16 protein-coding genes are annotated in these 20,566 nt (G+C 32.1%); 5 read left to right on the top strand and 11 right to left on the bottom strand.

What is annotated here, in order from left to right:
- Window positions 1-2 precede the first annotated feature (2 nt).
- Complete coding sequence (locus tag Q1B37_RS10305) at window positions 3-752, top strand: LytTR family DNA-binding domain-containing protein (RefSeq protein ID WP_299898447.1); 750 nt, start codon at window positions 3-5, stop codon at window positions 750-752.
- A gap of 26 nt (window positions 753-778) precedes the next feature.
- Here the strand turns inward: Q1B37_RS10305 and Q1B37_RS10300 are convergent, their stop codons facing one another.
- On the bottom strand, window positions 779-1,447 hold the full coding sequence (locus Q1B37_RS10300) for a DUF481 domain-containing protein (RefSeq protein WP_299898445.1): 669 nt from the start codon (window positions 1,445-1,447) through the stop codon (window positions 779-781).
- Between the two features lie 846 nt (window positions 1,448-2,293).
- Here Q1B37_RS10300 and Q1B37_RS10295 point away from each other — a divergent pair.
- Window positions 2,294-3,901 carry an isocitrate lyase gene (locus tag Q1B37_RS10295; protein ID WP_299898443.1) on the top strand — a complete coding sequence of 536 codons (1,608 nt, stop codon included), beginning with the start codon at window positions 2,294-2,296 and terminating at the stop codon, window positions 3,899-3,901.
- A gap of 195 nt (window positions 3,902-4,096) precedes the next feature.
- Here the strand turns inward: Q1B37_RS10295 and Q1B37_RS10290 are convergent, their stop codons facing one another.
- The 3 genes from Q1B37_RS10290 to Q1B37_RS10280 are packed head-to-tail and all read right to left on the bottom strand — an operon-like array spanning window position 4,097 to window position 5,475.
- A complete protein-coding gene (locus tag Q1B37_RS10290) occupies window positions 4,097-4,402 on the bottom strand; it encodes an HPF/RaiA family ribosome-associated protein (protein ID WP_299606023.1) in 306 nt (101 codons plus the stop codon).
- 45 nt (window positions 4,403-4,447) lie between these two features.
- Window positions 4,448-4,666 (bottom strand): hypothetical protein, encoded by a 219-nt coding sequence (locus tag Q1B37_RS10285; RefSeq protein WP_299606022.1) that lies wholly within the window; start codon window positions 4,664-4,666, stop codon window positions 4,448-4,450.
- Window positions 4,667-4,695: 29 nt separating this feature from the next.
- Entirely contained in the window at window positions 4,696-5,475 is a 780-nt protein-coding gene (locus tag Q1B37_RS10280; RefSeq protein ID WP_299898441.1) for a prohibitin family protein, read from the bottom strand.
- 385 nt (window positions 5,476-5,860) lie between these two features.
- Here Q1B37_RS10280 and Q1B37_RS10275 point away from each other — a divergent pair, with 385 nt between their 5' ends.
- Entirely contained in the window at window positions 5,861-6,676 is an 816-nt protein-coding gene (locus tag Q1B37_RS10275; RefSeq protein ID WP_299898439.1) for a DUF3298 domain-containing protein, read from the top strand.
- Between the two features lie 115 nt (window positions 6,677-6,791).
- Here Q1B37_RS10275 and Q1B37_RS10270 read toward each other — a convergent pair whose 3' ends face one another.
- From Q1B37_RS10270 to Q1B37_RS10255, 4 genes are all read right to left on the bottom strand, one after another.
- The gene (locus tag Q1B37_RS10270) at window positions 6,792-7,826 is read right to left on the bottom strand and encodes a bestrophin family protein (protein WP_299898437.1); all 1,035 of its coding nucleotides are present in this window, start codon (window positions 7,824-7,826) and stop codon (window positions 6,792-6,794) included.
- A gap of 210 nt (window positions 7,827-8,036) precedes the next feature.
- Window positions 8,037-8,471 carry a hypothetical protein gene (locus Q1B37_RS10265; RefSeq protein WP_299898436.1) on the bottom strand — a complete coding sequence of 145 codons (435 nt, stop codon included), beginning with the start codon at window positions 8,469-8,471 and terminating at the stop codon, window positions 8,037-8,039.
- 128 nt (window positions 8,472-8,599) lie between these two features.
- On the bottom strand, window positions 8,600-9,391 hold the full coding sequence (locus tag Q1B37_RS10260; RefSeq protein ID WP_299898434.1) for a hypothetical protein: 792 nt from the start codon (window positions 9,389-9,391) through the stop codon (window positions 8,600-8,602).
- Between the two features lie 6 nt (window positions 9,392-9,397).
- Window positions 9,398-9,970 carry a sigma-70 family RNA polymerase sigma factor gene (locus Q1B37_RS10255; RefSeq protein WP_299606007.1) on the bottom strand — a complete coding sequence of 191 codons (573 nt, stop codon included), beginning with the start codon at window positions 9,968-9,970 and terminating at the stop codon, window positions 9,398-9,400.
- 388 nt (window positions 9,971-10,358) lie between these two features.
- On the opposite strand from Q1B37_RS10255, the gene Q1B37_RS10250 reads away from it, so the two are divergent.
- Window positions 10,359-11,735: a S8/S53 family peptidase gene (locus Q1B37_RS10250; RefSeq protein WP_299898432.1), complete on the top strand. Its 1,377-nt coding sequence runs from the start codon at window positions 10,359-10,361 to the stop codon at window positions 11,733-11,735.
- A 156-nt stretch (window positions 11,736-11,891) separates the two neighbouring features.
- Window positions 11,892-14,615 carry a CHAT domain-containing protein gene (locus Q1B37_RS10245; protein ID WP_299898430.1) on the top strand — a complete coding sequence of 908 codons (2,724 nt, stop codon included), beginning with the start codon at window positions 11,892-11,894 and terminating at the stop codon, window positions 14,613-14,615.
- Between the two features lie 59 nt (window positions 14,616-14,674).
- Here Q1B37_RS10245 and Q1B37_RS10240 read toward each other — a convergent pair whose 3' ends face one another.
- From Q1B37_RS10240 to Q1B37_RS10230, 3 genes are read right to left on the bottom strand one after another with little or no spacing between them, the layout of a single operon-like run.
- A complete protein-coding gene (locus tag Q1B37_RS10240) occupies window positions 14,675-17,338 on the bottom strand; it encodes a T9SS type A sorting domain-containing protein (protein ID WP_299898428.1) in 2,664 nt (887 codons plus the stop codon).
- 58 nt (window positions 17,339-17,396) lie between these two features.
- Window positions 17,397-18,527, bottom strand: coding sequence for a hypothetical protein (locus tag Q1B37_RS10235; protein ID WP_299898427.1), 1,131 nt, complete (start codon window positions 18,525-18,527; stop codon window positions 17,397-17,399).
- 30 nt (window positions 18,528-18,557) lie between these two features.
- Window positions 18,558-20,471 (bottom strand): T9SS type A sorting domain-containing protein, encoded by a 1,914-nt coding sequence (locus Q1B37_RS10230; protein ID WP_299898424.1) that lies wholly within the window; start codon window positions 20,469-20,471, stop codon window positions 18,558-18,560.
- Between the last annotated feature and the right edge of the window lie 95 nt (window positions 20,472-20,566).

Below are 20,566 nucleotides of genomic sequence, written 5' to 3'. Positions count from 1 at the left end.
CTATGCTTACAGCAATTATTGTAGAAGATATGCCAGACGCACTTCAATTATTAAAAAGTGACCTGGAAACTAACCACCCCGAAATAAAAATTACTGATACTGCTAGAAGTGTAGTAGAAGCCGCAAAGGCATTAAGAACTCAGGAACCCGATATTTTATTCTTAGATATTATGCTTGGTGATGGTACTGGTTTTGATGTACTGGAAATATTTCCTGAATTAAAATCCAAAATCATCTTTGTTACTGCTAGTGATGAATATGCTATACGAGCTTTCAAGTTTGCTGCTATAGATTACGTATTAAAGCCATATTCTAATGAAGAACTTGCCCAGGCTATTAGCAAAGCCAAACAACAGATTCAGCCTAATAAAGAACGCCTAAACATTCTGAAGGACACTTTATCTGCTCCAGAACAAAAACCTGATAAAATATCTCTTCATACTTTAGACAAGATTATCATTGTAAGCCTGGATGATATTGTGCGTTGTGAATCTGATAGTAATAACACTATTTTCTATCTACAAGATGGTCAGAAAGTTTTTGTAACCAAAACACTAAAATATTTTGCTGATATGCTTAAGAATTATCAATTCTTACGCGTTCATCAAAGTCATTTGATCAACCTACAATGCATTAGCGCTTTCATAAAAGCTGATGGAGGTTACCTGATGCTAAAAAATGGAGAAAACGTTCCGGTTTCTGTTCGAAAGAAAGTAGAAGTAATGGAAATATTAGATAGAATGCACCGATAAAACTAGGAAATCAAAATAATTTTTATTTAAAAAGAATAGGCTAAGCCATTGGTCCATTCATATTGTGTATCTGGTATACCCATTGCTGGGAAAGAATCAAACAACAAGGTAAAAGTGGATTTAAAAGCGAAATTTTTAAAAATACTAAACACCAATGAAGTCTCAGTAGAAATACGATAATCTTTTAGCAGATCTATTTTGGGCTGGTAATATGTAGTACTTATGATCGAAACCTGATTGGATGGATAGAGGTTTACAGAAATATAAGTACTTCCTCTAACATCCGAATTAGTAATTATCTGATCTAACTCTTCTGTTTCTTCATATTCATACATTACCAAGGTACCGATATAAAACTTATGTTTTTCGGAAGGTAATACTTTAAATCTTGGTCCAGAACCTAACAACCCTCTAAACTTTATATTAGAAACAGGGTCATATTGAGTTTGCACAAAGGCTTCCCAAGTTACTCTAGAATGAAATCTATAATTATACCGAAGGTGCTGAATACCTCTGTTTACAAATCTTTCGGAGTCCAATTGCTGTAGATTAAGATCATTAATAAAAAGCACCAAATTCTTATCTGTTTTATATTGAATATGAGTTCTATTAGCGATCTTAAATATATCACGCTTGTTTTTTATCAATGCTACATCCAAACTTACAAATCCATACCATCGAGAGGTATCTGACACTTTTCGTAGGGATTCTACATTAACGATCTGAGCACTAGCAGTTATACAAAAACAACTAAAAATTAAAAGTATATATCTTTTGAACACCAACTAAATATGTAAGGTTAAAATCCTTTATATATAAATTTGAAAAAATTTATAGGCAGTAAAGAATTACATCATAGATCTACCAAAAATATAAAAAGGTTTTTAATTAAATTAACTTATAAATCTCATTTTAAAACCGCTACAACTTCCTCTTTTTACGCTCAATTTTTGATCAGATTTTATCATTTATATAGATTTTGATTCACTCTTTTTTGACGTTTTCACTTTCCAAAAACAGTTCAAAACCGCTGAAAACAGAAAAACAATTCTATTTTAATTTATTTTTTTCTAAAAATAATTCAGTTACAAATAACGAACTTTTTGTACTACTCTAAGAGTAATTAGATGCATTTCAAATACTTAATTTTCAATTACTTACAATAAAAAATCAGCATTAGAATTTACACCCAAAAATTATATTTAAACCACTTTGCGAAAATTTCATTTTTACATTTTTTAATCATTTTAGCGAACGTTCGCTTTTTTTATCAAAAACTTTTTTCTAATATTGTCCTGTAATTAATTTACTAAGACGCTTAGAAAATAATATTACAGCAAAATGAATCTAGTTGAAGCCTGTAAGTAGCAATTGGAATTCGGATTATTAATGAACATTAAAGATTATAAAGATGAAATCAAAAGCAAAAACTAAGACACTAGTCACTAACTGGGCGGTCAACAATACGATTGATTACAATTCAGAAAAAACCACTAAAGCATAAAAAGTAAATCCTTGAAATAAAATTTAAATACAAAATTATGACTACTTATAATTCGGCACTTGATACAGTACGAGCATTAAAAGCAAAATACGGAAACACTTGGGCAACCATTAAACCAGAAAATGCTGCGAGAATTGCGGTACAAAATAGATTTAAAACTGGATTAGACATTGCAAAATATACGGCTTCCATCATGCGTAAGGATATGGCAGCATACGATGCAAATAGTGTTAATTATACTCAATCACTAGGTTGCTGGCATGGTTTTGTAGCACAGCAAAAAATGATTGCTGTAAAAAAGCACAAAGGAACTACCGACAAAACGTACCTATACCTTTCTGGTTGGATGGTTGCGGCTTTACGTTCTGAATTAGGACCTTTACCAGATCAGTCAATGCATGAAAAAACAGCTGTACCAAATCTAATCGAAGAGATTTATACATTTTTACGCCAGGCTGATGCGGTAGAGCTTAATGATCTTTTCCGTCGTTTGGATGCTGGTGAGGATGTACAAGATCAAATTGATAATTTCGAAACACATGTAGTACCAATTATTGCTGATATTGATGCTGGTTTTGGAAACGAAGAAGCTACTTATCTTTTAGGAAAAAGAATGATTGAAGCTGGTGCATGCGCACTGCAGATAGAAAATCAGGTTTCTGATGCAAAACAATGTGGTCATCAAGATGGTAAAGTAACTGTACCACACGAAGATTTTATTGCAAAGTTGAATGCTCTTAGGTATGCATTCTTAGAATTAGGAGTTGATGATGGTATCATCGTAGCAAGAACAGATTCTGAAGGTGCTGGTTTAACTCAAAAATTACCAGTTTCTAAAGAAGAAGGTGATTTAGCTTCTCAGTATATGGATTTTGTAGAAGCTGAGGAAGTTCGTATTGATGAGGTAAATGAAAACGATGTTCTTTTCAAACGCGATGGAAAATTAGTTAGACCTGTGAGATTACCTAATGGATTATACAAGTTTAAAGAAGGATCTAATATCGATCGTGTTGTATTAGACTGTGTAACTAGTTTAGAAAATGGTGCTGATTTATTATGGATCGAAACACCTACGCCTAATGTAAAACAAATTGCTCATATGGTAAACCGTGTAAAAGAGCAAGTACCAAATGCTAAATTAGTATATAACAATTCTCCATCATTTAACTGGACAATCAATTTCCGTCAGCAGGCATATGATCTTATGGTAGAAGCTGGAGAAGATACTTCAACATATAATCGCGAAGAGCTTATGGATGCTAAATATGACGGTACCGAATTATCCAATAGAGCAGATGAAATGATCAGAAATTTCCAGGCAGATGCATCTAGAGAAGCAGGAGTATTCCACCACTTGATCACATTACCAACATATCACACTACTGCACTACATATGAATGACTTAGTAGAAGGTTATTTTGGTGATAAAGGAATGTTAGCATATGTAGGTTCCGTTCAGCGTCAGGAAATCAGAAAAGGAGTTTCTTGTGTAAAACACCAACGTATGGCAGGTTCAGATCTTGGTGATGATCACAAAACATTCTTTGCTGGTGACAATGCACTAAAAGCAGGAGGAGCTAAAAATACTAGTAATCAATTTGAAGCTAGTACTGTGAAAGAACCAGAAATGGCATTAGACAAGTAATATATTATACATTTAGTTTAAAAAGGCGATCTAAAAATAGATCGCCTTTTTGTTTTCCATTAAATACACCGATTACTAATCTATCTGTTAGTATCTTCTTAGAGATCTTTTGTAAAAAAGGCTGTTCATACGGGAAAAGAACAGCCTTTAGAATGGGCAACAACTAAACAATCAATGAAAACAACATTACTATCGTTAATTATTATATAAGAGCGCTTTACGCTTATTGAGTTGAGTTTTTAAACTTTTTATCGTTTCATTCAAAGCACTTAAGAGATCACTATTATGCGAAGAAGCATATAATAATGGACCAGGACCACTAAGACGAATTCCACATATATATCCTTGCCCCTTTTCTTTAAGACTAAGCTCTTCCTTAAAAAACACATAGCTTTTTACCACAAAAGGATATTTTTTAATTAATCTTTTCAGTTTTTTAGTTGCCATGGATGACAAGTAACCACTACTTCTTGCGTTATGATATTCAAAAATTACTTCCATATTTTTTCCTTTTAAAGTTTCCTATTCCATAAACTAATCAAACAACTACCCTAACATACCTCGTAATCTTCTATCGATTTTACGTTTTTTGTTAGTTACAGACTTCATAATATCCATTAACTCTGGATCTTTTGTTTTTTTATACACTTCATTAATTGATAATACAATCGCCTTGGCTTCTCTGGATGCTACTACCCTATCACTTGTGCTCATATTAGCCATACTTCTTTTTATAAATTCTGATGCTTTATTTAATAATTCCATGATCATTTGTTTTTAAGTTAAACTCTTGATTAATCATCTCCTGCTATAAGAAAAGGTGCTTTACCATCTGTAATAATCACTTTGCTATTCGGAGATTCTGAAAGTTTGTTAAAAGCTTCGATACTACGGATTCGTATAATTTCTTTTGTAAGACCTTCTGCTATTATTTTTTGAGCATCTCTTTCTCCTTTTGCATCAATGATTTTCCTATCAGCTTCTAGTTTTGCTTGGTCGATTACAAATTTCATTCGCATGGCATCTTGCTCAGCTTGTAATTTTCTTTCTATAGAATTTGCCAAACCTCTAGGTAACTGGATGCTTTTCATAAGTACTGCAATAAGCTCAATACCATCCGCCTGTTTTTCCAGGTTTTCTTTCATTTTCACTTTGATCTCTTCTTCTATATTTGCTCGCATTCCAGAATGCATATCCTTAGCAAAAAATTTCGCACAGACATCCGAAGAAGCTGATCTAAATACACTTGTTATAATGGATTCATAATCTCTTCCTAAGTTTTCTAAAACACTCGGTATTTTGTTCTGCTCTAACCTGTAGAGAATAGAAATCTCGGAATTAACACTCAATCCTTCTTTACTAGGAAGATTTAAAATCAACTTGATATTATTTGTTTGAGTAGATTCTTTTATTACTCTACTAACTAAAGGATTGTAGAACATTGTTCCCTGAGTAGAAACATTATTTGACAATTTTCCAAGTGTTTGTTTAACACCTGCCTCTCCGGGTCTTATTACTGCGCAATTAGATAAAAAAACAATAAGCCCGACATAAATTAAAACTCTGATTTTCATATTACTTTCTTTTAATTAACCAACCTTTCTGTTCTAAATTACTAGTTTTGTCTCATTAATTATTATTTATATTTATTATCTAATTAATAAATATTTTTTATGAAAATTTTCATTATACTTTGTTTAACAAAACAACTGTTCAAAATGTTAAACCATTAGAGCTTTCAAAAATCCAATAAATACTTGAAAAACAAATACTTGAACTCATAAATCTTTAAGAAATATGTAAAAAATTGTTAATGAAAAAACCTTAACAAATAAGAGATGAGTTAATTATAATTTTTTATTATGAATATTATAATTAATATAAATAATATTAAATGTAAAAAAGTATAGAATTTTGCGGTCAATATTTATCAATTAAACCTTCATTAAATCTAATATTATGACAACAAGATCTTATTTTACCTTATCATTATCACTTGTATTGTTACTTTTTGTAGGGTCTTGCAAAAAGGAAAAATCTACTTTATCGGGAGAAAACGTGACAAGTAATCAAACAAATGAGCAAATCAATACTGCAAGTATTTTTGGAGACTTAAAAGGTGATCCAAAAACGGCAGAAGATATAATAATAATAACCAAATCCTTTTATAAAAAGGAAAAAAACTACATTATTGATTATAAGTATCCTTATTTAGATATTTCATCCAACCCATCTTTAAAAAAATTTAATGATTTTATATCCAATAATTATTTATCCACTAATGTTTCTGTAAAAAACACTTTGAATGAAACAAAGTTGCAATGTGATCTTGGTTATAATTCTTCTGAACGGCACAAAAGATTAATTAATTATAAAATTTATTCTCACGAGAACATTTTTAGTATTCTGTTATACAAAGCAAATCATTATATCGATGACAACCAATCATCTTACATGTTTAAAGCATTAAATTTTGATCCTAAAAAAGCTGAATTCATCAATTACAACAACATTTTCAAGAATGGATCTGAAATAGACATGTTGGATGCAGTAAATAAAACATTGACTAAGTATAAAAAATCAGAACCACAATATGAAGAATGCTGGCAATTAGACCTAGATACTTTTCAACAGTACAAGAATAATTTTGTAATCAATCAAAATACAGTGAAATTTTATTTTGATGATTGTGTTATTTGTCCAATCTACTCAGGCAGTTATGCTGTTGAAATACCTAGAAGTAAAATTTCAAATTTATTTCTACAGAAAGATTGAAGAGATTGTTAGCAAACCTTCCTGCCACTAGTCGCTATTCCATAAGCAGATAGTACATCTATAAGCAAGGTGATCTACTCTTAGATCGCCTTTTGCTTACAAATTATCTTCTCTTTTACATTAAAATATTGTTCTTGATTTTAACGCCAGGTGGTAAATCTTTTTCTCCTAACATTTCTCTAAGGTCAATTTCTATTACCCGACAAAGCGATAACATAGGAATGTCATTCGCCATTCCCTGAAATGGATTTTCGGAGTAATCACCTACTAATTCCATCATTACATATACCCATCCTATCAATGATGTAATGGGTACGGATAACCAAAACCCCGTTTCTCCTAATTTCATTAACTCTGGTATCATACTAAATGGTAGTAGGAAAATAAAAATCCACACAAAAATTCTACTCATATTCGCATACTGCCTGGGAAGTGGAAATTTTTTAATACGCTCGTTCTTGCCTTGTAAAGCATAAAAGCTTCTCAATAACTCTGCCATCCTCATATGACGAAAATCTTCGATCAGTCCTTGCGCTCTAAGCTCTTGTAAATCTTGAGACTGCTCATTAATAATTTGTGTAGCTGTATTTACATTGGCTACCAATCGATCATGCTCGTCTTCTGGCAAAAAGTTCTTTAATTCTGTTCGTGTATATTCATCATCTACTAAGCCTATTCCGAATTTTTTCCGGTAATATCTTGCTTTTCGGGCAACAGGACCTCCTTGACTAACGTGTTCCCAAGGTGTTGGAACTAATAATTGACTTCTATGTGCATACAACCATGCTATATGTCTATAAATTAAGCGTTTTTTAATCTGGTGAATTTTCCTTTCGGATACCTCTGTATTAGAGAACAAATTGGTAACAAAACCATCTACGTACATCCCCCAGGTTCTACTATCATTTACAATGCCGCCCCAAATCTTCCGTGCTTCCCACATTCGATCATACGACTGATTGTTTTTAAAACCTACATAAAAAGCTACTGCAGTACCAATAACAGATATTGGCAACCAAGGCATACTTACTTCTATAATCTTAAAATAATACAAAGCCGCTACTCCTCCAGAAAAAATAAGTAACCAAAGTATGTGGAATCCTGTCCATTTAATAATTTTAAAAAAGGAAATAGTCTTTGCCGTTTGCATAGTGTATGAGTTAAGCTATATAACAAATGTAATTTTTATAAACTATTGATCCAATTTTGGGAAAATCTAGACTGAAATCCGGTACGATTTATAGGACTTACAAACAATATTTCTTTTAGGACAAAAAATTATTCTTTTCCGGACGATATCGTTATTATGAATGATTCACTATCAAAAGAATCATAATCTTTTTAGATGTAGCTGAAAAAATTAAGATATATCTTGATTATTGATATCGATTAAAAAATACTTATGAAAGAGTTCATCAATTTTAGATGGACTTAAGGGTTTTTTAATTGCTCCAACTACATTCCTATACTTACATATCTTCTTTAAGTCTTGTTGAGGTATCGTCTCATATAGAATAATTATTTTAATCCCTCTGGTAATTCTAGGTCCTAAATTAGAAAAGTGTGAGAAAAACTCTGATTTATTCATCATTGCCAAATCACAATTCAGGATAATTAAATCTGGTTTTAACGAAAGGTCTTTTTTAGCTTTTGTCAAATAATCAATTGCTTCATTACTATTAGAAACTTTAATGATATTTCCAAGCGCACAATATTTCAGTAAACGGTACTGATTTAAAAAATTATGAGATTTATCGCTATTAACAAGAAGCACGCTATTGACTATCCCTTTCATCGATCTAATTAATTTTAAAGAAAATTAAAGATCGATGTCTAAAAAAATGAATTTTCCATTAAATCAGATAAAAAACATCGTTTAAACGCTTATAAAAACGACGAAAAGCAGAACTTATGAAAGCTATATCAATGTAGCGAAGACAATAATTCTTTTGCTTCTTTATTCTTAAAATTAGTAGGTTTCTCTAATAGAAGTTCTAACTCGGTTTTGGCTTTTTCCACATCTTGATTCTTCAGATAACTGAGTGCTAAATACCAATGGGCTTTATCCGCATCCAAGGTGTTACTCTCTAATAATTCAGTAAAACTATCAATTGCAGCTGTATTTTTATGTAACTCTAATTGAGATATTCCCTTGTACATAAGCAACTGCGGATTTACTTCCTGATCATTATTCAAAACATAAGTATTTAGTAACAGCAATGACTCTTCATAATTTTCTGCTCTAAATTGCTGTTCTATTTCCGTTAAATCAGAATTTTGATCTCTTAGCGTTAATGATGGCAGCTCATCCCAATTCTTATAAGTCGCATATAATTGTTCGGTATTAGTCCCTTGATTGTATTCAACAACCAAAAATAATCCCGCTATAAATATTGCTGCAACCGCTACATACTTTAAAATTTTTGTTAACCTAAAAGGTTTCTCATTAAAATACGATTGTTCTGCTGATTTAATACTACTGGCTATTTCTTTTCCTTTATCACTTCTTAAAAACTGTTCGTATTGTTGAACCTTTTGATTTGTAGTTTTTTTATCTGATAATTCCCAATCATTCTGATCATAAACAATATGCATTTCTTGATAAAGACTGAGCAACTTTTTTGCCTCTGGATCCGTATCTATTTTATTTAGAAAAGCAGCTACCTCTTCTTGGGTCATTTCATTATTAAGATATCTCTCTATATCCTGTTCCATAATCTTTTACAACTCTTTTAATTCATTATAACGTTTATCAGAATATATCGCTTCTTTTAATTTTGACTTACACTTAAAAATACGCTGTCTTACTGTATTCTCCGTTGCATACCCTAGTTTCTTAGCAATATCGACATAAGGCACTTTATTAAAGAAAAAAGTTAAAACTTCTCTACAGTTCTGTGATATTTCTGATAGTTTTTCCTGAAATAGCTCCCATTTTTCTTGTTCATAAGCTGCTAAAGCTATTTCTCGTTCTTCATGTACAAGATCCAAAACACCTTCATTTGTTACCCGAGATTTTGACATTTTTGCTGCCCTTCTCCATAAGTTCTTGGCAATGGTCACAAAATAACCATCAAAACTCGATGTAATTTTAAAATCTGCAGCCTGCGCTCTGGCTAGTAATTGTAGTAATGACTTTTGCATAATATCCTTAGCATCGTCTTCTGATCCGTCATGACTGAGGATATAGTTCCTAACCTTAGGATAAACTTTCTTGTAGATCTCTTTTATACCCTTGTCATCACCATCAATAAGGCTTTGCAATAAATAGTCATCTTGTTTCTGAGTAGCCATGTGATTTCTTGCGTAATTATAGGTGCTATTTAATTACTTCAGATTATGAAGATCACAAACATAAGATAATTCGTAAAACTTCATCAGGGGGATATACCTATTTTTTTTAGGGTTAACTTCTTTTGATTTCATATATAGTTTCAATTATAACTTCAAGAACAAATTATCATTACAAAACAACAATCCATTAATTATCATATAATTAAACACAAAACCATCATATCAAAATCACAATGAAAAATAAATTTTGATATAAAAATTTAATTATTCCAATTTTTAGGGTAACATTTCGAAGGTTTTTGAATCGAATGAATGGATACCAATTTAAAAGTGCAGTGCTACAGGTATTGTTATGAGTACTGCTCACCTAAAAAACTAATCAATTATCATGAAAAAAAGTATTGTAACATTAAAATTAATCTGTCTTTCATTACTAGGAATATGGGGATGTTCTGTTGATGAGGATGGAATGGAAGAACCTTTAAAGGAAAGTAATGAGTTATTTACAAAGAACTCTCGGGCAGAAAGTATGGATCCCAAAATTATACCAAATCAACTGGTTGTTAAATTCAAACAGGATAATCTTACCGAAGAAGAAAAGTTTAACATCCGAAATAATTTCAAGAATAAATATAAAATTGATATCGAATATAAAGAAACTTGTGACTGTGACAATAATACTATTGAACTATGGACGATAAACCTCAGTAATTCTGATTTTCTAAAGATTGAAAATTTAGTGTCTAATGCTGAACATAATGACGATGAAGGAGGAGTAGAAATAGATTTGAACTTTTTCTTTCAAATAAAAAATGATCCAGTTTTTGGAAGTCATTATGCTAAGATTGAAGAAAAAGTAGTTCATAATGCAACGGAAGATGCTATAAACATTGCGATTATTGATACAGGAATCGATTATGATTTTTTTCCTGATCCATTTTTATATAACAGTAGTGATTCCAGTTCTTGTACAGATGAAATATCTGGATGGGATTTTGTAAACGATGATAACGATCCGAGAGATGATAATGGTCATGGAACTATCGTTACGAAAATCATTACAGATCAACTAGATCATTATCAAGTACCTTATACAATTATGTCTATAAAAACCTTTGATCACAATGGGAGAGGATCCTATTGGGCGAATGTTTGTGGACTGAATCATGTTGCTGCAAAGAACAAGCCTTTTATTGTGAATACGAGTTTTGGGTTTTACAAACTAAGCAATCAAGATATTTTTAAAGACATTGTTGAAGATGCTAGTGATCGATTACTTTTAATTTCTTCTGCAGGTAATCTTGGAATAGACACCGACATCCCCGGCAATGAACATTTCCCTTCTGGATACGACAGCACTAATATCTTAACAGTAGGAGGATATACCAAAGGAGAATATTTTACGTATCCTATACATGGAAATCCTTATGTAAGTGGTTTATTAAAAGCGCCGAATTCTAATTATGGAGTATCTACCATCGATGCACTTGCTATTTTTGATGAACATCGTTTCAAATTAATAAACGCATCTAATCCTAGCGAAGTCATCCCTGTTGATGTTAGAGGAACCTCTTTCGCAAATGCGGAAGTTACTGCTAGAGCAGCACAATTGCAAAGTGATCTCCATGGAAATCCGTTTCTTCTTAAAAGAAGCACTTTAGACTCTGGTTTTAAACAGTATAGCCTTAATGGAGTCATTGGTGGAGGAAGAGTAATCATAAGAAACTTAATCAATTCGCAAAACTCGGGACCTGTTCATAATTAAAACAAAGCATATAAAAATAATTCAATCAAATGACATTCTATAGAGTCCAATTCTTATTGACTATCTATAGTTATCAGATAACACTTTTACATTTTGCGGGAATAAACGATTGGTAATCCATATATTTATTTTATGAAATACCGATCGTTTATTTTTATGTGCATTTGTTTTTGTGCATCCATTGGAATCTACTCTCAATCGTTTACAAAATTCAAAGACATCTTATCTCAAGATATAGCTATTGACAGTACTCAAAAGCTTGTAAACTCTTTTTTAGAAAAAAACATAGAAAGCTTATCAAAAGAAGAGTTAGCAGAATGTTATCATGCATATGGTACGTGGTTTTACCGAAAACAAAGAAATAAAGAAGGTATTAAAAGTGCTATTATATATACCAATAAAGCAGCCAATCTTAAAAGAAAGATTGAAAACTTAAACCCTAAATCACTCAAAAAAACTTTATACAATTTGGGTTTTTTTCATGGAAAGGATGACGATTTTGCTTTTGCTATTAAATATTACCAAGAAATAATAGAAATCTCCTCGATCAATAAAAAAACTATAGAAGCACATAGAGCTCTGGGTAATATCTATATTCAGTTTGGAGATTTTCATAAAGCACTGGATCATATTGATCATATGATAGAGCTACTTCGTGATGATTATGGCACTAAAGAAATATTAATTCAAGGATATTTAACCAGAGCTGATATTAATTCTAAAATTGGTTATAATACAAAGTCAAAAGAAATCATACGAGACATCCAAGAGATTGATCAGTTATTACAAAATATTGAGCTTCCGAAAAACAAACTAAATAGTTATAAGGTTAGAAAAAATCTTCTCCAAGGAAATTTATTTTTGAAAATTAACGAATTTGACAAAGCAATTATAAATTTCAATAAAACATTAGATAACTTATCCTTATCAGATTCTATAAACAGAGCAATAACGCATAATAGTCTTGGTCTTTTATTTCTAAAAACAAAAAAAAATGATCAATCCGAAATTAATTTAACTAAAGCAATCAATTACAACAAACTCTATTCTCTTAGCTATGAAAATCTTGGAGATCTATACATCGCCAAAAAAGAGTTTACAAAAGCTTTAGAATCATATCAAAAAGCAATTCAGTACAATATTGATCCAAACAAACCACATGATTATAAAGATAGCATAGAAATCGAAGACCTGGTATTATTATCTAATAAGTACTATACTTTAAGCCATCTTATCCAAAAGGCTAATGCTTGGATTCAATATTATCACCATGATCAAAATAAAGATAACTTATATCAAGCTATCAAAACCTTTAAAATAGCAGATCAATTAGTGGATATTATTCGTTTTGAAAGTTCGGAATACAGATCAAAATTATACTGGAGAGAACGCGCTTCCGCTTTGTATCTAAATGCGGTAGCAGCCTCTTTTCTGCTTAATAATCATAAAGACGCTTATTATTTTATGGAAAAAAATAAAGCGATCTTACTGCTCGAAGATATTACGAACGAACAAGCTAAAGAGAACACCAAACTACCTGAAGACTTAGCCAACAGAGAGTTTTTATTAAAACAAAACATCTATTTATCCGAAAATAGATTGAATACTCTTACCGATACATCCGAAGATGCTCCGCAAAAGACTAAAAAAGAAATTTATAACCATAAAAAGAATTATGAAGTATTTGTAGATTCGCTTCATCTCCTATATCCTGATTATGCCATTAACAAACAGAAAATAAAAGTACTACCCTACGACAGTTTTACATCTCAATTCATTTCAGATCAAGAAGTTGTATTACAATATATTTTAAGTGAAGATGAAGGATATGGAATTTTTCACAGTAGAGATCAACAGTTATTTTTTAAAATCCCAAGGGTGAACGAATTATCGCAAGATATTACTCTTTTAAACAAACAAGTTACGAACTGGTTTAGGAATGAGGAAGAATTAAAAGCATACCACAAAACAGCATATCAAATTTTTCAAAAACTAATCCCCTCATCTGTTTTCTCTATTCTAAAAGGAAAAAATATCACTATTATTCCTGATTATGCATTACAGCAACTCTCTTTTGAAACACTTATTACTTCTGATAAGGAGCATAGTTATTTAATTAAAGATGTTGAGATACGATATGCATACTCCATGAGTTATCTGGACCAAAATGATCAAAAAGAAAGAAATGCGCCATTGGATTTTCTTGGAGTCGCGCCTGTAGATTTTAAGATAGAAAACTTGGGATCTTTGGTTCATAGTAAAAAGGAAATAACCACAATCACGGACATATTGTCTGGTGACGTATTGTTAGAGGAACAAGGAACTAAAACCAATGTGCTGGATAGTATAGATCAATATCGTATCATACATTTATCAACACATGCTGATATCGAACATCATACAAGTCCATGGATTGCATTTAGGAATCAAAAAATCACATTGCAAGAGATTTATGCCACCAAGAACCAATCGGAAATGGTTGTATTAAGTGCATGTAAAACTTCTTTAGGAGAGCTTAATAAAGGAGAAGGTATTATGAGTTTAGCAAGAGGTTTTTTTCATTCGGGAACTAATAGTGTCGTATCTTCATTATGGTCTGTAAATGATAAAGCTAATCAAGAACTTATGATTAATTTTTATAAAAACATTGATCAAGGACTTTCTAAATCTTCTGCCTTACGAAACGCCAAACTACAATACATTAATTCTCATGATGGAAGTGAATTATCTCCTTTTTATTGGGGTTCTTTGATACTTATTGGCAACAACGATCCAATACCCTTTTCTAATCATTTAAGCAGTTTTTTATGGATAGCTATTTTACTGGTGATCATCGGAATTATAATCCTAATTTATTTTAGAAAAACGAGAAAATCTTGAAAACAAAATAGAAATACTCGATTCCATATATTGCTTTCAAGATTTGTAGTGAAAATAGTTTAATGATCTGTAATTAATACTTTATGAGTCTTTCTAAAACCATTTGTATCAGAAATTTTAAGCATATATACTCCGCTTGGGTAAGGTTTTACATTTATTTTATAATATTTTTGAGTGATTATTTCAGAAATCAGTTTGGTTCCTTTTAAATCAAACAATTCTATCCGAAGTCCATTCAATTTATCATTCTCTGACTCTATTTTTACTTGAATTTTATCAGATGTAGGATTAGGAAATAAAGTTATCTCATACGAACTCAAGACACCTACACTATTAGTATTTAAAGGATCTCCTATATTCTGTTTGTTATGTAATTCATTGCTGCGATACATACTAGACAATTCTGGATATTTTTCATAATAAAAGAAATCAAATATTTCGTAATACTTTAGAGCCAGTATATGTTTTTCATTATGTGGTGTTGCTTTTACAGTTAAATAATCATTTTGAACTCCATTTAAGTACCAATTATCTAACCTTCCTGTTCCTGAATTATTCCAATTTTGTTGAAAATTGGTGCCATTATAATCAGCAGTAGCAGACCAAGTATTATTAATATTTAAAACCTCATCCGTAGCATCCTGATCAAAGTTACCTATCAAAATTTTCTGTTGATTGTTTAACGGTAATATCTGCATATTTGCAAATTTTGAATCTCCATATTGACTCCAGATCCAATTCCATTGCGAAGTATTAGTATCAAATCTCAGTACTGTTACCCAAGTATTAACCCAAGTTAAAAGTTCATCTGCATTCGTAACCGTAAATCTCCCAGGTGTATACCGATTATCATAATTAGCATCTACACCTCCAATTCTTCCGCTTCCACTATTTGTCCATCTCTGACTAAAAGTACCTCCTTCAAAATCAAATAAGCTTGACCAATTATAAGAGAATCCTAACAATTCATCTTTTCCATCCCCGTCAAAATCTCCTATCTGAAATTGATCAGAAGATCTTATATGCCATGTAGAAATATTAAAGCTGCCAAAATTGCTCCATTTATAATACCAAGAATTGGTAGCTGCATTAAATCCTTGTAACGTAGCCCATGCATTACTAACAGAAATAGACAATAAATCTGTAATTCCATCTCCATCAAAATCTCCTGTATAATGGCGATCTCCTTCATTCATATACCAGGATCCTATCCATCTGCTTCCGTGATTATTCCACATATCGTACCAATCTGTTCCCGTATCACAAGAATAATCTTCCATACCAGACCAGGTTGTACTACTCATAAAAAGTAGTTCTTCATCGGTATCTCCATCAAAATCACCTACTAGTTTATGATCTCCATTATTAAAATACCATCCTCCTAATCTTCTTTTGTTTCTTTCATTAGTCCAAGTCATTTCCCAATCATTTCCTACCGTCGATGAATTAATATTATTTAAACAATTACCATATGAAGCAAGGTGATTTTGTGTTTTCGAAATACTAGAAGCATTAAAAAAATATCCTCTAGTACCGTAGCACATAATTCCTGGAGTTGTACTACATTCGGTATTCCCTGAAACTTCAAACGGATGCGGCATATTTAATAGATGCCCTATTTCATGTGCGATGGTCATATATGCACCAGCCGTTCTTCCAATAACCGTACAGGCATATGTAGGGTATCTACAAGTGGTGCCGACGTAAGCAATTCCAGCTACAGACAAACTTCCATTATCATCTTTCATGCTAGTTAACCCTGTAAATAACATGCTTATATCTCTGTTAATTCCAGAAAAAACTGAGGGACTATTAACCCTAAATTCTATTAAACGATCTTCAGCAATAATTGATGTATAAGGATCCATGCTTGAAGTTTGTACATTTTGCCCTGTTACACTAAAAAGAATATTAAAATAAATAGAAAAGATTCCTTCTGTTTGATTTAGTAAGGATAAAATCTCTGGATTAGACCCACCAGTATTTCTATAGTATTGATAATGTTCATAATCTGCATCTGTAGCAATTTCTAAATATTTTGGTGTACAAGTAGAAGTACCGCCTTTTGATGAAAATGTTTGCCCTCCAATATTAATTTCTTCTCTATCACTTATATCAGCTATCAACTCTTGACATTCTCCAAATGCATTTTCTCTCATATCTTTTAGATGATATACTAACAAATAATTTCTTGCTTCATCATCTTTAAGAAAATGTCGTGTTGATTCAAAAAACAACCAATCCTCCTTTTCTTGATTATAAATATATCCCCAAAAATTATCTTTAGTGATAGTTACTCTTACAATATTATTTCTGTTTTTATCTGCTACTCCTTTATACGTATTTGATTGAGTATTATTTGCCTCATCTGTTTGATTTATAATCTCTCCATTAATACTTTCTACATACTCGGGGCTTCTTATATCATTAGATTGTAAACTAATTTCATATTTCCAATTTTCTGCAGCTAGTAGGAACTCTGATATATAATTATCTCTTTTAACATGATGATATACTTCTTCAAAATCAAAATCTAAAAGTTGATAGCTCTTAAAATACTCTTCTAAGCTATCTATACGCTCATTAGTATTTTTTAACTGGAAGGTCTTAGGTCTATAGTCATCTATATGATCAAAATCGCTTCCCTCCTTAATCTGCTCTTGTCCATAAAGCATGGTCAATCCCAAGCTTATAAACAACAGGTTTGTTACAAAAGATTTCATCGTAATGTATTTTTATCCACCTTTATGAATAAAAATCACAAAGGTGGATTATTTGATATTAGTTATTAATTGTCCAGACACCAAGATCTGTACAGCCCGAAGGATTCATCGTAACTGTAGACAGGTCGATAATCGAAGTGTAAATCGGCCCTCCTGGAACGCATAAACATAAACAAGCGTTTAGCTGGAATACACTATTAGGACACACCCAAAATTCTACAAATCCATTTGCATCAGGGGTAAAATGGCCCGAAAAACCATTATAAGTAAGTCCTGTAGCCCAAACATAACATCCAGGATCTCCATTGGTATATACCACTTGTACTCTCACACATACTAAAGCGTTTGCACAAGGATCATCTGCATTCCACGAACTATTAACCGATGTAATCTCTCCTCTTAATACATTTCCTTGATTAACCAAAACTCCAGAAATGTCCCAGTATCCAGTTTCTTTATTCAATTCGTATAAATTCACTTGTTCTGGCGTATTTTCCGTTTGTATTGGAAATGAAGCATCAATTACCGCTCCTTCATTTAGATCTAAAGGAATATTTTTCTCGGGTATTGTAGCTGTAATTTCTATCATTCCAAAAGATGTTAATGGATATAAAGTCCCATCTTCCTCTTCTGCTATGTAACTTCCAGGAGCACTTCTTAATTCAAACGGATCAGTTACATCTATATAAGTGGCTCTTATTTCTACTTTACCATTATACGGCTTTCCTCTATAGTTAAACGCATTGCTAGGAATTGATATTTGCCCTTGAAAGTCCACAGGTATTTCTGCCCCTTTATCAGCATCAATCACATGAGCTTTGGCTCTTTCTTTCATTAAAACAAATAGTTTTGTGTTCTTTTCAATTACTTTAGAAACTGTAACAAAATCCTCATGCTCTATAGTTAATACATCTCCTAACCTAAAACTGTTTTCCTCTAAAACAAAACCTCCTTTCGAATCGCTGAATGCTATTATATCGCCTCGAAGTTTAATCGTGGCATTTACAATTGGTTTATTGTTTTTAGTTTGAAGAGTCCCACTTAGGCGATCTAAAACCCCTTCTCTTTTTAAAGTAGTTTCCAATATATCTACACGCATTTCTGATGTAGTAAACTCATCATTACAAGCCCAAAAAAAAGTGATGAGCACTAAAAATGAGAGTAGTAAATATGTTTTAAAATTTTTCATCTATTCTATATATTAAATTGATTATAAAGACTATTGTACCGCTAATTGTTTTGTGATTACTTCTCCAGAGTCTTTAATGATTCTTACGAAATACATCCCTTTAGGTGTTTTCGCATCTATATCCAAAAGGATCATACCTTTTTCTTTTTTAAACGATATGGATGCACTCTTCCCTGTAAATGTTACTAATTCAACATTTTGGATATCCGTAGTAGTTGAGGTGGTAATGGTAAGCACTCTTCCTGCTGGAACTGGATTAGGGTACATTTCGATTTTTGAAATTTCTTTATCATCCTCCACAAAACTTCCCTCTTCATACTCTTCAAAAAGTTCGAAAATTACACCAGAATTAATGAGTTCATTGATCTCTTTTGTATAGGCACTATCTGGCTCAAAAGGATATTCTTTGGTTTCTAATACAAAACCTCCAGTATTATTCTCACTTTCCTGTATCTGAACTCTAAAATATCTTCTAGTTTCTTGCCATTCTTTACAATCATTCCAAATTCCATGTTTTATATAATACCAAGTGTTTGTAGAAAGTCCTGAAAAAGAAGCGATATCGGAGTTACAGCAAAAACCGCTAATGACATTATGATTAACGTCGTAGACTTGCCAGCCGTGATAAACCGATACAGGATTTGGATCCGCCTGTAGATTTACATTTACCAAACCACCACTAGCACTAAGGCTTAGTGTAAAATCTGTGGTATATCCTATCCAACTTACAGAATTAGGTACAATTTTTCTGGCTTCTTGCCATGGATAACAATTCTTATCAGAATCTTTCCAAACACCATGCTTTATGTAATAATTTTTGGTTCTACTTAGTCCACTAAAAGTAACCGATGTTCCTCCTTGAATAGGTCCTACTTGTGTACCTCCTGTAGTAGTCGAGGTAGCTGTTTCGAATAATCCCCACCATTGGTAGGCATTGGTTGTTGTAGCTGTTGCCTGAATCGTAATAGTTCCATTACCTGCACAACTAGCATTCATTGTAAAATCAGGATCCAAGGCTGCATTAGGTAATACAGTAAACCTCTTAGTTAAAGGCAGCCAACCGATGCAATCATTCCCTAACGCTACTTTGATTTCATATTCATAACCTGCTTCAAAATTTACATTATTACTAGCAAATAGATTGGTTAAATTCACCGTTTGTAATTGTCCTGCTGTCCATCCTAATCCAGATACATACTGAAAACTTCCTAAACTACCGCTAGGTCTTCTCCAGGCATCAATAAAATAATGAATCTCGCCTTGAGAAGCGCTTCCATTCAGTAGAATAGTCTCTCCCTCGCAAAAAGTATTCTTATGAGTACCAGCTGTATCTTCAAAATGAAAATCCACACTAAGGTTTTGACTTTCCTGAATCACAATATCATCAATCGCCATCTCAGCCTGTTTTACACCTCCTGTGTATAATGGATTTATTAATAATCTAGAATAATTAGCATTAGGTGTAAACGTAGTGGTTACGGTATGCCAGTTATTCCCTAAATAGGTTCCGATAGTATTAGAAAATATCGTTTGTTCTGTATCAATACTTCCATTTTGAAAATTTACAGCTCTTAAGTTTACGGTACCATGATCACTGATATCCTGATTGCCTCTATCGTTCGTTTTTACTTTAAAAGAAACAGCGTAACACTTCCCTTGTTCAAATGCTACTGGAGTTTGGATACTTTCATAATGATCATTCGTCCCTCCTGACCACATCCAGGCATGTGGATTTGATGATACTCCATGTAGGGAAGGACTTCCGGAATAGGAGTTCCAATCATCTACACAATTGGTGTTTGCTGATCCAGTAAAACCAAAACTAAAATCATTACAGTTAACATCGTATTGCGAGAAATCTCCGTTTAACACCAGGTTTTGACTTATCCCCAGATATATGCTTGCTATCATAAAAAATAGCGATAAAATATTTTTAAGCTTCATTGTATTAAGTTTTAAAAGAAATGCTTACTCTTTCGCTTTTCGGCTTACGCGTTTTGCTTTGCAAAAATTATTTAGGTTGATCAGACCAGATAATA

The organism is uncultured Aquimarina sp., assembly GCF_947492965.1.
In the GTDB taxonomy this organism is placed as follows: Bacteria; Bacteroidota; Bacteroidia; order Flavobacteriales; family Flavobacteriaceae; genus Aquimarina.
Note: the sequence above shows the minus strand (reverse complement) of the source record. Positions and strands in the feature narration are given on the sequence as shown.